Source organism: Paraburkholderia sp. IMGN_8 (assembly GCF_038050405.1).
Taxonomy (GTDB): domain Bacteria; phylum Pseudomonadota; class Gammaproteobacteria; order Burkholderiales; family Burkholderiaceae; genus Paraburkholderia.
In genome coordinates this window covers 3,956,685-3,969,162 of sequence record NZ_CP150901.1, presented here as the reverse complement: position 1 = coordinate 3,969,162, position 12,478 = coordinate 3,956,685, and the positions used below count along the sequence as shown (strand labels likewise).

Sequence of the window (12,478 nt, the reverse complement as noted above, 5' to 3'; positions counted from 1 at the left end):
TCTCGCCGATGGCTGACTGAGGCTGCGCCTGGACGGGCGCAGCTTCGTCAGCCCGCTGTCGTTTGAGCTGCCGGGAGTCATCAGGAATGGTCCGCATTGAGCCGGGCGCCGTTTCGTGCGACGCTGCATTAAGCAGTATCGGCGCACGAATTCCGCGTTGTCCGGCAGGAGCGATCCACATGTCCTTCCATCATTGCGCGTTATCCGATTTATCGGCTGCCTCGACCCGCACCGGGTCGACCGCGTTTGTGTTCGCTGGCGGCGGCAGCCTGGGCGCGATCGAGGTCGGCATGTTGCGCGAACTGCTCGACCGGGGCGAACGGCCGGGCTTTGTGGTCGGTGCATCCGCCGGTGCAATCAACGCTGCCTATTTCGCCGGCCGCCCCGATGGCAACGGTGTCGCAATGCTTGAAGCGCTTTGGCGCCGCATCCATCGGCGGGACATCATGCCGCTGACGATGCGCGGGTTTCTCGACATGGTGCTGCGGCGTCGGCCGCACCTCTTCGAGGCTACTGCGCTGCGTGTGCTGCTGGAAAAAAACTTACCGTACACGCGCGTGGAGCAGGCAGCGATACCGCTGCACATCGTGGCCACTGACATGCTGACCGGCAACGAGGTTGTTTTGTCTTCCGGACCGGTGGTGGACGCCGTTCTGGCGAGCGCAGCGATTCCTGGCGTGTTCCCGCCCGTGCGGATCGGCGGTCGCGATCTGGTCGACGGCGGTGTGGCCAACAACACACCCATCTCAGTGGCGGTCGGGCTCGGCGCGACGCGCGTGGTTGTGCTCCCGGCCGGCTTTGCTTGTGCGCTGCGGGCGGTGCCTTCCAGCGCGATTGCCCAGGCGATGCATGCGTTGACGCTCGTCATCGCACGGCAACTCGTGCGCGACCTCGAGTTCTATTCGACCCGCGTGGAGATCTTCGTCGTCCCGCCGCTGTGCCCGCTGGAAGTTTCGCCTTACGACTACACCCAATGCGATCGGCTGATCGACCGGGCGGCCGAGAAAACGCGAAAGTGGTTGAGCGAAGGGGGGCTTGAGAGGGCGTTTATTCCGGGCGAACTGCTTGAGCATGCACATTAGCGCTTGCGTTGCCGCAGCGGGGGGCTTCGGTGGTGGTCTTTGCTTTTGATCTTTTTGCCTGCGCGGCGCTTTATGTCTGTGTGCCTGTGGTGTTGGCCTTTCCTTGCTTTCTTCGTGGTCTATTAGCGTCGCCCCTGTGCGGGGCAGGCACTTACTTTCTTTGCCCACCAAGTGGACTTCCTTCGGGGCGCCGCCGCAAAGAAAGTAAGCAAAGAAAGCGGCTTCACACCGCTAATTCTTAAGCGGGTCCCATGGCTTGGAGGAGGCAGCGGAGCATCTGGAATCGGTGTTCCCGCACACTCCGCGCTGGTGACAAGGCAGTCATTCTTCCGGCGGCGCTGCGCGCGCCGTAGCGGTACTTCATCAAACTGCGCAAGATCGACGGCAATACGGTGATGGTCGCCGACGGGACCAGTTGCCGGCACCAGATTCACGACGGCGCGGGCGTTGAAGCGATTCACGTGGCGCGGGTGTTGGCGATGGCGCTTGAGTAAGGGCGCGGCGGTGAAAGCTGCTATTCGGCGCGAACCGCCTGCCGATATGCAGTCGGCGCCACGCCGATGCTCTCGCGAAACCGGTGGCTGAAGTGGCTGGCGTTCGCATACCCGCAACGCTCGGCGACTTGCGCCAGCGGCAGCGACGTGGTGCGCAGCAGCGTGCGTGCGCGCTCAAGCCGCTGTTGCGCGATCCACGCAGCGGGCGGTAGTCCGAACGATGTGCGGAACATGCGCACGAGGTGAAATTCCGACAGCGCTGCCACGCTAGCCAGCTCACCGAGCGTGAGCGATTGCGTCAAGTGACTCTCGATATAGTCGCGCAAGCGCCGCCGCGTAGCGACCGACAACCCTCCCTTGAGCGACGCATCGGTCCGGCGCACGCCTTGCGCGCGCAGCAGCAAGCTCAACACCTGGTGCGCGGTTTCGTTGGCGCGCAGCAGACTATCGGGGTCCTGCCAGCTTTCGTTGACAAGCGATTGACACAGCGTGGCGATACGAGCGTCTTCGAAATAGGTGCGATCGGCGAGCGTCAGTTCTCGAGGTTCGCGATCCAGTTCCCGCACGGCGCGCTGCGTGAAATGCTCGGGCAGAAAGTACAGGTGCATGAAGTGCATGTGACCGCGCACCCACCAGCGCGATTCGTGATCGCCGGGCAGTGCGCAAAGCCGCGCGGGCGCGCCATAGCGGCCGGGCAATTTCTGCCGTTCTGTGCGATAACCGCCGTCCAGATAACACGACAGCGTGTGATGACCGGGCTGGTCGTAAACCGTTTCAGCTTCTTCGGTATCGCGTGTCCAGAGCGCGATTGCCAATTGATCGCCGAGCCACGCAAACCGTTCCAGATTCGCGTTGGCGTCGCGCAGCGTGTGACATACCGACTGCAGGCCAAACGGCGTGTCGGTGGAATCCATCACGGGAGCGGGCGGTGTGGCGTTCACGGGGCGAGCGGAATGCGGTCGGGTCAATGAGTAAGCGCCAGTATACGGCGAGCCTTTAGCGGCGGCTTGCCGCTACGAAAAAATGCGCAATCCTGGACAAGTGCCACCGCCCGCGCCGCAGCATAGTCGAGTCTCTGATTTCACTGCTGCCGGGTTTGCCATGAATGTGTTGCTCTATGCCGTCACCGTTCTGATCTGGGGCACCACCTGGATCGCTATCAAATGGCAACTGGGGGTCGTGCCGCCACCGGTATCGATCGCGTGGCGTTTCTGGATAGCGGCGCTGGTGCTATTCGCGCTGCTGCGCCTGATGCGCAGACCGATCTGGCCGCCACGCGCCGCATGGCGCTTCCTGGTTGCGCAGGGGCTGGCGCTGTTTTGCGCCAACTTCCTGTGCTTTTACTACGCCGAACAGGTCGTGCCGAGCGGACTCGTGGCGGTGGTCTTTTCGACTGCGCCGCTCCTGAACTCGATCAACGGCCGCCTTTTCATGGGCCGCCCATTGCAGCCGACGGCGATTGCCGGTGCGTTGCTGGGCCTCGTCGGCATCGTGTGCCTGTTCGTCCAGCAGATGGCGGGACACCTGGGCGACCACGCTGTGTGGTTGGGCCTCGCGATCGCGTTTCTTGGAACATTGTGCTTCTCGACCGGCAATCTGCTGTCGAGCCGGATGCAATCGATGGGCTTGCATCCGTTCGCCACGAATAGCTGGGCGATGCTGATCGGCGCCAGTGTATTGACGGCAGGGAGCGCGCTGGCCGGCTTTTCCTTCGCCATCGAGCCGTCCACGCGTTATCTCGGCGCGCTCGCTTATCTGGCTGTATTCGGCTCGGTGATCGGCTTTACGGCTTACCTGATGCTAGTCGGGCGGATCGGGCCGGAACGGGCCGCTTACTGCACCGTACTGTTTCCGATTGTGGCGCTAGCGGCGTCAACGGTGTTCGAAGGCTATCGATGGTCCGCGTTGGCGGTGGTCGGCCTCGTGCTTGTGGTGGCCGGCAATCTGGTGGCGTTCGATTTGACGCGGCGCATCTTTGTGCGGCGGGTGAGGGTTTCCTGAGCGGCATCTGCCGCTCAGGAGCGGTGGCTAGATCGTCATGCGCGGCCGCCGCGCCCGCGTTTCGGGAGCGCTCCATCCAGACAGGCCGTGCGCCACCCTTCTATGAGCAGTAAGTTGTCAAGGCCTCTCGACGGACTGACTCACAAAGCATCGATCAGCGCCTTCTGCTCAGTGCCCGTAATCAGGGTCAAGGGCAGGCGAAGCCTGGCGCCAGCGGACCCTTGACCCAGGAAGGGATCGATATGCTGACGTACGCCTGGCGAGCGCACGCTCGCCGGGCATACAGGCGCATTGTGCATCAATATTTGCTGTGATCCGATGTACGTCGCTCCTACTGGTCTGAAGCCGATCATTGCGCGCGTCAGACGTGACGTCCGACCACCTTCTATCCGCTGGCGACTCGCCAGCCTTATCCTGCATGCGCATTGCGTCGTGGGACTAGTGTCCGAAACATGCCCCATCTAACAGATCGGTTGCGCTAGCAACCCGGGTGGCGAACGGGCATGTTCACTTCAGACGTTGTATATATCGGGCTCACTCTTTGGGTGCTCGCCATCCTTTCGCCTCAGGCCGCCTTCATCTGTGCCCCTTCCGGAATGGTGCCGTCCTTCAGATAGCGCCACAGCGCAATCGCGAGGCGACGTGCGACCGCGACGATCGCGATCCGTCGCGCCCGGCGGTTCGGCCCCGTGCCCTGCGTGCGCCGGTTGAACCACTGCGTCAACGCGCTGCCGGGCTGGTAGCGCAGCCAGGTCCACGCCATCTCGACCAGTAATGCGCGCACCCGCCGGTCGCCCTGTTTGCTGATGCCCTGATCGACCTGGCTCTCGCCGCTGTCGTACGGCTGCGGCACCAGCCCGACGCACGCACCCACCTGGCGCCGGTTGCTGAACTCCCGCCAGAACAGCTCGAGCGCGAGGCGCGACGCACCGACTTCGCCAATCCCCTTCAGACGCGTCAGGTCGTGGCTTCGCTTGCGCGCGGGTGCCGGCACGTTTGCCTGCCGCGTCTTCTCCAGCGCCACGAGTTGCTGCTCGGCGAGCGCCAGCCGTTCGCACTCGCGCAGCAGCCGCTCACGCAGCTCGGGTGGCAGCGGCGCACCGTCGTGGCATTTCACCTCGTTACGCGCGAGCCGGCCAGCGAAGGCCTTGCAGTTGACGTCGTCCCAGCAGCCCAGCGTGGCCAGCAGTTTGCGCGTCCGGTCGTGGTGCTGCCGCACTTCCTTTTGCAGTTGCCCACGATCGCGCATCAGCTGGCGGGACGCTTCATCCTGCGGCGATGGCACATGCACCACGTGCATGCGGTCGCGCTCGCCGCGCAGCCATGCACGCAGGTTAATCACCAGCTTGATGACATCGAGCCGGTCGGTCTTGGCGCGTCGCTTGTGGCGTTCGACCGGAATGCTCGCCGGATCGACGACATGGCACTCGATGCCGCGCGCCTGCAGCGCACGACAGATCCAGAAGGCGTCCTGACCGGCCTCGTAGCTCACGACGACCCGCACGCCCGCGGGCAGCAACCACTTCTCTTTGTGCCGTTCGATCAGGTCCAGCACTGCCTGCACGCGGGCGGCGGCCTGTGGCTGCGCGACCGCGTGCACGGCGGGCGTCTCGCGCCGGCCGTCGTGCAGCGCGACCTTCCACTTCGCCGCAGCCAGCTCGAGCGACACGGTAAGTACTGCTTCTTCACCATGGGTGGTGAACGTCTGATCCGTGCGCATGATGTTCTCCTTTGAACAAGACTCGACACGCTGATTCTACGTATCAGTTCGTCGACGCCTCCTGCTCATAGGATCTAATCTGCCGCTGCCCACTCCGGCCGCTTGCCGAGGCTGTCGAACAGTTCGAGTAGGGTTGCCTTGACCTTCTGCACGGCATTGCTGAGCAACGCCGTATCGTGCCAGCAGAGCGACAGATCGCGCGAGAACAGCCGATGATCGACCTTGGCAAGCTTCAGCTTGTGCTCATCGAGTTCGACGTGCGCGGCGGTCCACGGGAGGATCGTCACGCCCAATTTCGCCAGGACAGCGGCGAACAACAGCGCAGTGGAACTGGCCTCGAACAGAATCTCACACGGCAGGCCGGCTTCGCGCAGCGCCCAGTCGACGCGGCTGCGGATCGTATTCGGCGCGCTCGGCAGGATCAGCGGCATGCGTGCCAGGTCGGCGAGCGGCACAGGCTCGCCCGGCATCGGATATTCCGGCCACGCAATCAAGTACAGCGCTTCGGTGAGCAGCCGTTGCGAAGCCACACCACGCGTTTCGACCGCGTCGACCACCACGGCCAGCTCCACGCGTCCGCCCCCGATCAAATTGCCCAGGTCCGCGCTCGGCGCTTCGATCAACTCGAGCGCAATGCCGGGGTAACGGTCGCGGATCGTGCGCGCAAGCGGAATGGCAATCATGCGTGCCGTGCTCGACGGCATGGCGACCGACACTTTGCCCTGCGGAAACTCGGCGTCCTGACGCAGCAGTTCGCGGGTACCGTCGGCTTGCCTTAACAGTTCGACGGCGTGCCGGTAAAGCGTCTGCCCTGCCGCGGTGGGCGCCACGCCGTGCACGCTGCGCTCGAGCAGTTGCATTCCCAGATCCTGCTCCAGTTTCCGCATCTGCTGGCTGATCGCGGGTTGCGCGATGTGCAGCGCTTCGCTGGCGCGCGTGACGTTGCCGCACTCCACCACTTTGACGAAATACCGCAGTTGCCGCAGGTCCATGCGAGTCTCGTGCTCCCTCGTCCCATAACGAAATCCGATCGAGTTAGAGAAATATCATATTTTTCGTTTATCGGGCGCGTTCTTATACTCAAGCCACAAAAAACCGAAGCGTGCCTGTCCTGACCGGTCCGGCGCCGCTTCAAAACTGCCGGCCCAGGCCGGCCAGGAGACAAGAATGTCCAAAGCGATCGCTGCATCGGCGCCGGGGATCAAGCCCCGGCGCACGCCTCTCACCCGTGAGCAGATCGGCGGCTTCTGGGCGGTGTACTCGGGATGGGTTCTGGACGGCGTGGATTCGGTGATCTACGCGCTGGTGCTGATTCCGGCGCTGACCGAGCTGTTACCCGTCTCGGGCATTGCCGCGACGCCGGGCAATCTCGGCATGTACGGCTCGATCCTGTTTGCGCTGTTTCTGATCGGCTGGGGTCTGTCGTTCATCTGGGGGCCGCTCGCCGACCGGTTTGGGCGGGTCAAGACACTGGCCGCCAGCATCCTCATCTACTCGGTGTTCACCGGCGCGGCCGCGTTCGCGCACAACGTCTGGGAACTGGCGGCGTTCCGGCTGATCGCGGGCATCGGCGTGGGCGGCGAATGGGCGCTGGCCGGCACCTATGTGGCCGAGAGCTGGCCGGAGGATCGCCGCAAGATGGGTGCGGGGTATCTGCAGACCGGCTACTACGTGGGATTCTTCCTGGCTGCCTTGCTGAACTATACGGTCGGCGCGACGTACGGCTGGCGCGCGATGTTTCTGTGCGGCCTCGCGCCTGCGTTGCTCGCCATTTTCACGGTGCTCAAGGTGAAGGAGCCGGGTCAGTGGCGCAAGGCCACGCACGGCGTCGGCCATACGAATACGAACAACGTGCCGGCGGTGTCCGGTCGCCGGCCGCTGCTGGAGATATTTGCGCCGGCTTATCGGCGTCGCACGCTGACTAGCGCGAGCCTGGTGGGTGTCGCGATCATCGGCTTGTGGGCCGGGTCGGTCTACGAAGCGAGCGCGGTCGTGACGCTGGCGACGCGCGCCGGCATCGACCGCGTCGGCGCCGTGCATCTCGCGTCGATCGGTGCGGCGGTGCTGTCGGTCGGGACGATCCTCGGTTGTCTCGCCGCGCCGTGGCTGGCGGAACGGCTGGGGCGCCGGGTGGCGCTAGGCGCGTACTTCGCCGGCATGGCCGTGTCGATCGTGTTCGCGTTCGGCTGGGTCTTCTATCTGCCGAACGGACTCAACCTGTTCATGGTGTCGCTGCTGTTCCTCGGCTTCTTCGGCGGCAATTTCGCAATTTTCTCGCTGTGGCTGCCCGAGCAATACCCCACACGGATACGCGCCACCGCGTTTGCCTTCAATGCGTCGGTGGGCCGTCTGCTCGGCGCGGGCGTCAATTTCCTGCTGGCTGCCGCGATTCATTGGCAAGGCTCGCTGGGGTTGCCGATCGCGTGGACAGCGGCGGCCTTTGTGATCGGCCTGCTGATCCTGCCGTTTGCCGTCGAGACGCGTCATCAGACGTTGCCGGAATAGCGCGCCCGCTCCCACCTGTCATTAATCTGCTGGAGAACTGGATGCAAGCGTTACAAGGAATCAAGGTCGTCGAACTGAGCCGTGCGCTGTCGGGGCCGTTCTGCTCGATGGTGCTGGCCGATCTCGGCGCTGATGTGATCAAGGTCGAGCCGGGCCCAGGCGGCGACATGAGCCGCACGTGGGGGCCGTTCGACCGGGGTGTGAGTACCTACTATCTATCGTGCAATCGCAACAAGCGCGGCGTGTGCATCGACTTTCGCAACCCGCAGGGACTGGCCGCGATCCACCGGCTGGTCGACGATGCCGACGTGGTGATCGAGAACTTCAAACCTGGCACCATCGACAGCATGGGACTCGGCTATGACGTGCTCAGCGCGCGCAATCCGCGGCTCGTGATGGGCAGCATCAACGCGTTCGGCGCCGATGGTCCGATGAGCGGCTGGCCGGGATTCGACCAGATTGCGCAAGGCTATTCGGGGCTGATGAGCTTGACCGGTTTCGCCGATGGCGACCCCACGCGCACCGGCACGGCGATCGGCGATCTGAGTTCGGGCATGTGGCTCGCGATGGCGATTCTTGCCGCGCTGCTCGAGCGCGAGCGAACCGGGCGTGGTCAGCATGTGAGCACCTCGTTGCTTGCCAGTCTGGTGGGGCTGCTGAGCGTGCATGGTCAGCGTTACCTGAGCCTTGGCGATATCCCGCGCCGTACCGGCAACGCGCATTCGGTGATCGCTCCGTATGGCGTGTTCGAAACTGCCGACGGCCCGCTCAACCTGGCGCCGATCACGTCCGACATGTGGCTGCGCCTATGCCAGTTGCTCGATCTGCCCACCTTACCGGACGACCCACGTTTCGCGACCAACGAAGCCCGCGTCGCGCATCGAGACGAATTGAAGGCTGCGCTCGAAGCCCGTCTGAAGATGCGCAGCAAACGCGAGTGGACCGAACTGTTCATCGGCGTGGGACTGCCGGCCGGCCCGATCAATACGTTAGACGAAGTGTTCGACGATCCGCAAGTGCGGCATTGCAGACTGGTCGAAACACTTGAGCATCCGACGCTTGGCGCACTGCGCCAGGTCGTGACGCCGGTGCGCACTTCCGCGGCGGCGGGCGAGCCTGCTGGGCACATCAGCCGGCATGCACCGCCCGGCCTTGGCGAACATACCGTCGACGTACTGCGCGAGGCCGGCTTCGATGCCGCGTCGATCGAGGCGCTGCTCGCCGCGAAGGCTGTGCATCAACAGGGCGGATACCATACGCTGGCAACAGCCTCGGAACCCGCAGCGGGAGTCATGCAATGAACACGCCGGAAACATCGTCTTTCACGGTGACGGTCGATATCGTGGACGAACGGATTGCGCAATTAACCTTCAGTCATCCTACGCGAAGAAATGCGCTCAGTGCCGACCTGCTGCGCACGCTCGACGCGCGGCTTGTCGAACTCGCGGCGTGGCGCATCCCGGTTGTCATAGTTGGCAGCGGAATGGGACAGGACGTCTGGAGCGCGGGCCACGACCTCGGCGAACTGGCGCACGACCGCGACCCGATCGCCTACGGCAAGCCGCTCGAACAGCTGTTGCGCCGCGTGCGCGCTTATCCCGGCGTGGTGATCGCGATGGTGTCGGGCTCCGTGTGGGGCGGCGCCGTCGATCTGACGATGAGTTGCGACCTCGTCGTCGCCGACGGCAGCGCACGTTTTGCGATGACCCCGGCGAACATCGGCTTGCCGTATACGACGAGCGGGTTGCTGCGCTTCTTCAACAACCTGCCGATTCATGTGTTGAAGGAAATGTTCTTCTGCGCCCAACCGCTGGACGCGCAGCGGGCAGAGCGTTTCGGCGTGATCAACCGTCTGGTCGACAGCGAGAAGCTGGAAGCAACGGCGCTTGAGTTGGCACGCGGAATAGCCGGCAAGGCGCCGCTGGCGATCCAGGCTGTGAAGGAACAACTGCGAATACTTGAAGACCTGCAACCTATGCCTGTCCAGGCCATGGAGCAGATTGCCGAGCTGCGCCGGCAGGCGTGCGAAAGCGCCGATTTCAGCGAAGGACTCGCGGCGTTTTCCGCGCGACGGCCACCGGTGTTTGATGGAAAGTGAACGATGAGTCTGCCGGGCTGAGCGTTGCCGTTCGATCTTCGCTGTCCGGGTAACGGTGATGATCCGAATGATCCCGCACGCACCGGTGGGCTTTTAAGGTGAGCGTTTTCGGGAGCGAAGGAGCAAGAGAGGAAACTGACGGTGAGCTTTTTCGGGAGCCAAAGAAAGCGCGAAGCGCGCATATGAAGCACCGCTGCGGCGCGCGCAGCGCCGCCGGAAGAATGACTGCCTTGTCACTCACGCGAAGTGCGCGAGGGCACAGATTCCAGATGCTCCACTGCCTCCTCCAAGCCAGGGGACCCGCTTAAGAATTGGCGGTGTGAAGCCGCTTTCTTTGCTTACTTTCTTTGCGGCGGCAAAGAAAGTAAGTGCCTGCCCCGCACAGGGGCGACGCTAATAGACCACTAAGAAATCAAGGAAAGGCAACGCCGTAGGCATACAGAGATAACGCGCCGCGGGGGCAGAAAAAAGCAAGAAAACACCAACGAGAACAACAAAAAGGAAACCTAACAAAAACAAAAAACCAGAATATGAATGAACCACATGGGTAGACGAACCTCTCCAACGCCCGTATAATCCCCTCATCCTAACAGTGAACATCACAGCTACATAAGCCAAGTTAGAAGGGGTTGAATGCAAATTAGCAGCAATCCGCATTCCGCCCACCGCAGGTAAAAATCAAACCCCTGGGGCCCCAAACCCCACCGGCCAAAGCAAGCCCAGCGGCAGCTTGAACCGGTCCTATCGATGGATCTGGCAACACCAGTCTTTGCAGGCTGGCAAGCCACCGAGGGCGAAAGCAAACCACCGCACCACGCCCCCGCGTCAGGAAAAACCCCTGGCATCACTCGGTTCACTTCGCGGCACAAGCCGCGTCCCGAACTTCCCATTCGCAGCGTCATCACGACGCCTTTGCGGCGTGGCCATTCCCGCGCGCTGCTCGAACAAGGAGGCGCATCTTCATGATTCAACGTCCTGCCAGACTGATCGGCAGTCTTGTCGCCATCGGCATTGTCATTGCGCTGTTGTGCCGCGCGATCGACCCCAGCGCGCTGCATCAGTACGCGCCCGATCTCGTCTACTACACGAAAAGGCACCTACTGCTCGTCGGCTATTCGATGGCGCTCGCGCTGCTGGTCGGCATTCCCGCGGGCGTGCTGCTGAGCCGCCCTGCGTTCACGCGCCATGCCGAACGTTTCATGCAAATCTTCAACATCGGCAACACGATCCCATCGTTGGCAGTGCTGGCGATTGCGCTCGGCATCTTCGGCATCGGCGATATACCGGCGCTGGTCGCGCTGTTCCTCGCGTCATTGCTGCCGATCACGCGCAACGCTTACGAAGGCATGAAAAACGTGTCGCCCGCTTTGCGCGAAGCGGCCCGCGGTCTCGGCATGACGGGCTGGCAGTCGCTGCTGCGCGTCGAGTTGCCCAACGCGATGCCGATCATCATCGGCGGCGTGCGTACGGCGCTGGCGATCAACGTGGGCAGCGCGCCGCTCGCGTATCTGATCGGCGCTGACAGCCTCGGCACGCTGATTTTCCCCGGCATCTATCTGGACAATCAGCAGCAGCTTCTGCTCGGCGCTGCGGCCACCGCGATTCTCGCGCTGGTGCTCGACGGCATTGTCTCGGCCGGCAGCCGCTACCTGCTCGCACGACGTGGGGTGACGGCATGATGAATCTGTTCAAACGCGGCCGCTGGATCGCAGCCGGCGCGCTGCTCCTGGCCAGCTTCCAGGCAAGTGCGGCCACCCTGGTGCTCGGCGGCAAGAACTTCACCGAGCAATATGTGCTGGCCGAAATCACCGCGCAGTATCTGCGTGCGAAGGGTTACACGATCGATGCCCGCACCGGTCTCGGCAGCACACTGCTGCGCAGTGCGCAGGAGAACGGTCAGATCGACGTGGTGTGGGAATACACCGGCACGGCTGCTATCGTCTACAACAAGATCACCGAAAAGCTCGATTCGAAGACGATGTACGAACGCGTCAAGACACTCGACGCCAAACGTGGCCTCGTCTGGCTCGATGCATCGCCGCTGAACAACACGTACGCGATCGGCTTGCCTGAGCAGGTGGCGCAACAAACCGGCATCCGCACGATCTCGCAGCTCGCGGCCAAAATCGACGCCGAGCCGAACAAGAAGCACGTGTTCGCGATGGATGCGGAGTTCGCCAATCGTCCGGATGGTCTGAAGCCGCTCGAAGCCGCCTATGGCATGCAGTTCAGCCGCGCGGAAACGCGTCAGATGGACCCGGGTCTCGTCTACACCGCGTTGCATAACAACCAGGTGTCGATCGGGCTGATCTACACGACCGACGGCCGCGTGAAGGGTTTCAACATCACGCCGCTTGAAGACGATCGCCACTACTTTCCCGCGTACAACGCAACGCCGGTGGTGCGTAAGCCGATCCTCGACCAGAACCCGCGACTCGCGACGCAGTTGAACGCGCTGTCCGCCGAGCTGAACAACGACACCGTGCTGGAGATGAACAAGCAGATCGATATCGACGGCAAATCGGTGCGTGAAGTGGCGGCGGAATTCCTGCGCACGCACAAGCTGCCTTGAGGGGAG

10 protein-coding genes are annotated in these 12,478 nt (G+C 63.1%); 7 read left to right on the top strand and 3 right to left on the bottom strand.

Annotated elements, in window-relative coordinates; genetic code table 11:
- Positions 1 to 290: 290 nt before the first annotated feature.
- Positions 291 to 1,082, top strand: coding sequence for a patatin-like phospholipase family protein (locus tag WN982_RS38895; protein ID WP_341317259.1), 792 nt, complete (start codon positions 291 to 293; stop codon positions 1,080 to 1,082).
- 514 nt (positions 1,083 to 1,596) lie between these two features.
- Here the strand turns inward: WN982_RS38895 and WN982_RS38890 are convergent.
- Complete coding sequence (locus tag WN982_RS38890; RefSeq protein ID WP_341317258.1) at positions 1,597 to 2,490, bottom strand: AraC family transcriptional regulator; 894 nt, start codon at positions 2,488 to 2,490, stop codon at positions 1,597 to 1,599.
- 187 nt (positions 2,491 to 2,677) lie between these two features.
- Here WN982_RS38890 and WN982_RS38885 point away from each other — a divergent pair, with 187 nt between their 5' ends.
- Complete coding sequence (locus WN982_RS38885) at positions 2,678 to 3,577, top strand: EamA family transporter (RefSeq protein ID WP_341317257.1); 900 nt, start codon at positions 2,678 to 2,680, stop codon at positions 3,575 to 3,577.
- Between the two features lie 565 nt (positions 3,578 to 4,142).
- Here WN982_RS38885 and WN982_RS38880 read toward each other — a convergent pair.
- Both WN982_RS38880 and WN982_RS38875 read right to left on the bottom strand, forming a co-directional pair.
- Positions 4,143 to 5,297, bottom strand: coding sequence for an IS110 family transposase (locus tag WN982_RS38880; RefSeq protein WP_341317256.1), 1,155 nt, complete (start codon positions 5,295 to 5,297; stop codon positions 4,143 to 4,145).
- A gap of 74 nt (positions 5,298 to 5,371) precedes the next feature.
- Positions 5,372 to 6,289 carry a LysR substrate-binding domain-containing protein gene (locus tag WN982_RS38875; RefSeq protein ID WP_341317255.1) on the bottom strand — a complete coding sequence of 306 codons (918 nt, stop codon included), beginning with the start codon at positions 6,287 to 6,289 and terminating at the stop codon, positions 5,372 to 5,374.
- A 175-nt stretch (positions 6,290 to 6,464) separates the two neighbouring features.
- Here WN982_RS38875 and WN982_RS38870 point away from each other — a divergent pair, with 175 nt between their 5' ends.
- From WN982_RS38870 to WN982_RS38850, 5 genes are all read left to right on the top strand, one after another.
- Positions 6,465 to 7,802, top strand: a complete 1,338-nt coding sequence (locus WN982_RS38870) for an MFS transporter (protein WP_341317254.1) — start codon at positions 6,465 to 6,467, stop codon at positions 7,800 to 7,802.
- A 41-nt stretch (positions 7,803 to 7,843) separates the two neighbouring features.
- A complete protein-coding gene (locus WN982_RS38865) occupies positions 7,844 to 9,103 on the top strand; it encodes a CaiB/BaiF CoA-transferase family protein (protein WP_341317253.1) in 1,260 nt (419 codons plus the stop codon).
- The gene (gene scpB, locus WN982_RS38860) at positions 9,100 to 9,900 is read left to right on the top strand and encodes a methylmalonyl-CoA decarboxylase (protein ID WP_341317252.1); all 801 of its coding nucleotides are present in this window, start codon (positions 9,100 to 9,102) and stop codon (positions 9,898 to 9,900) included. Before WN982_RS38865 ends, scpB begins: the two co-directional genes overlap by 4 nt.
- A gap of 962 nt (positions 9,901 to 10,862) precedes the next feature.
- Complete coding sequence (locus WN982_RS38855; RefSeq protein ID WP_341317251.1) at positions 10,863 to 11,579, top strand: ABC transporter permease; 717 nt, start codon at positions 10,863 to 10,865, stop codon at positions 11,577 to 11,579.
- A complete protein-coding gene (locus WN982_RS38850) occupies positions 11,579 to 12,472 on the top strand; it encodes a glycine betaine ABC transporter substrate-binding protein (protein ID WP_341319563.1) in 894 nt (297 codons plus the stop codon). Before WN982_RS38855 ends, WN982_RS38850 begins: the two co-directional genes overlap by 1 nt.
- The last annotated feature ends 6 nt before the right edge of the window (positions 12,473 to 12,478 follow it).

Coding starts and splice junctions, on each gene's coding strand:
- scpB (WP_341317252.1), top strand. CDS start 9,100: ATGAACACGCCGGAAACATCGTCTTTCACGGTGACGGTCGATATCGTG.
- WN982_RS38890 (WP_341317258.1), bottom strand. CDS start 2,490: ATGGATTCCACCGACACGCCGTTTGGCCTGCAGTCGGTATGTCACACG.
- WN982_RS38880 (WP_341317256.1), bottom strand. CDS start 5,297: ATGCGCACGGATCAGACGTTCACCACCCATGGTGAAGAAGCAGTACTT.
- WN982_RS38865 (WP_341317253.1), top strand. CDS start 7,844: ATGCAAGCGTTACAAGGAATCAAGGTCGTCGAACTGAGCCGTGCGCTG.
- WN982_RS38870 (WP_341317254.1), top strand. CDS start 6,465: ATGTCCAAAGCGATCGCTGCATCGGCGCCGGGGATCAAGCCCCGGCGC.
- WN982_RS38850 (WP_341319563.1), top strand. CDS start 11,579: ATGAATCTGTTCAAACGCGGCCGCTGGATCGCAGCCGGCGCGCTGCTC.
- WN982_RS38855 (WP_341317251.1), top strand. CDS start 10,863: ATGATTCAACGTCCTGCCAGACTGATCGGCAGTCTTGTCGCCATCGGC.
- WN982_RS38895 (WP_341317259.1), top strand. CDS start 291: ATGTTGCGCGAACTGCTCGACCGGGGCGAACGGCCGGGCTTTGTGGTC.
- WN982_RS38885 (WP_341317257.1), top strand. CDS start 2,678: ATGAATGTGTTGCTCTATGCCGTCACCGTTCTGATCTGGGGCACCACC.
- WN982_RS38875 (WP_341317255.1), bottom strand. CDS start 6,289: ATGGACCTGCGGCAACTGCGGTATTTCGTCAAAGTGGTGGAGTGCGGC.